We start from the raw sequence: 1,203 nt of genomic DNA, 5'->3' as shown, positions 1-1,203 counted from the left end.
GGGCGGGACAGGAGGGTCGATGGAGGACATACGGCGGCGCACCCTAGCGGAACCCAGGGCCCTTGCCATCGCCGTCCCGTCCAGGATGCCTGCCTGATTGGAATGCGACCCGTGCCCCGCGGGCTTAGAACCAGGAGAGGGTGCCCCCAACCATGACCGCTCAAGAACGCGTGGAACGCGCCACCGGCGCGCTGAAGGTGTTTCCGTTGCCGTCGGCGGTCCTGTTTCCCCACACCGTCATCCCCCTGCACATCTTCGAGCCCCGCTACCGGGAGCTGGTGCGCGACGCGCTCGCCACCGACCGCGTGCTGGCGCTGGGGCAGTTGGAGTCCGGCTGGGAGGGCTCCTACGAGGGCCGGCCCCCCCTGCAATCCATGTTGTGCGCGGGCGTCATCGTCTGGGACGAGCAGGTGGAGGACGGGCGCTACAACATCCTCCTGCAGGGCGTGAGCCGGGTGCGGCTGGTGGAGGAGCTGCCCGCGGACAAGCTCTACCGCCAGGTGCGGGCCCAGGCGCTGCCGGACCTGCCCTACACGGGGCCGGAGGAGGAGCAGCTGCGGCAGGCCGTCTTCGAACTGGCGGGCCGGGTGCCGCCCTCGTTCGCGGAGAACCTGCTGCCGGTGGCCGCGCGCGCGGGCGGCGGGATGCTGGCGGACGTCGTCGCATCCGCGGTGGTGCCGGACCCCGAGCGCCGGCAGGAATTGCTGGGGGCGCTGGACGTCCGGCGGCGGCTGGAGCTGGTGCTGGAGGACCTGAGCGACCTGCTGGGCCAGTTGCAGCCGGTGCGGCCCAGCGGACCGCTGAACTAGGGGTCCTGAGAAGGCTTGCCCTGGCCACCCCTCCCGCGCATTGCTGGGCCCACAGGGGGCCTTCAGGGAGGGCCTCCAGGGAGAGCGACGCACCATGCGGCTCGTGAAGATTGGCATCGCCAGCGTCAACACCACCGTGGGCGCCTTCCAGCAGAACACCGACCGGGTGCTGGGCATGGCGCGGAAGATGGCGGCCGAGGACGTCACGTTGGGCGTCTTCCCCGAACAGGTCATCGCGGGCTACCCCGCGGAGGACCTGGTCCAGTGGCAGGGCTTCATCGACCACCAGTGGCCGGCGCTGGAGCGCTTCGCGAAGGAGACCGCGGCGCACGCCACCGTCTACATCGTGGGCGTGGCGGTGGCGCACCAGGGCGTGCGCCACCGCCACGCCCAC

At 71.4% G+C, this 1,203-nt stretch carries 2 protein-coding genes; both read left to right on the top strand.

The window, feature by feature from the left end; all coding sequences use genetic code 11:
- Positions 1 to 152 precede the first annotated feature (152 nt).
- The gene (locus D7Y13_RS41570; RefSeq protein ID WP_120538249.1) at positions 153 to 809 is read left to right on the top strand and encodes an LON peptidase substrate-binding domain-containing protein; all 657 of its coding nucleotides are present in this window, start codon (positions 153 to 155) and stop codon (positions 807 to 809) included.
- Positions 810 to 903: 94 nt separating this feature from the next.
- On the top strand, positions 904 to 1,203 hold a 300-nt coding region (locus D7Y13_RS41565; protein WP_500683196.1), incomplete at its 3' end, for a carbon-nitrogen hydrolase family protein.

This window comes from Corallococcus praedator (assembly GCF_003612125.1).
GTDB lineage: Bacteria > Myxococcota > Myxococcia > Myxococcales > Myxococcaceae > Corallococcus > Corallococcus praedator.
Note: the sequence above shows the minus strand (reverse complement) of the source record. Positions and strands in the feature narration are given on the sequence as shown.

What these genes read in the sequence shown, in the direction of transcription:
- D7Y13_RS41570 (WP_120538249.1), top strand. Translation starts at nt 153, where the DNA reads ATGACCGCTCAAGAACGCGTGGAACGCGCCACCGGCGCGCTGAAGGTG.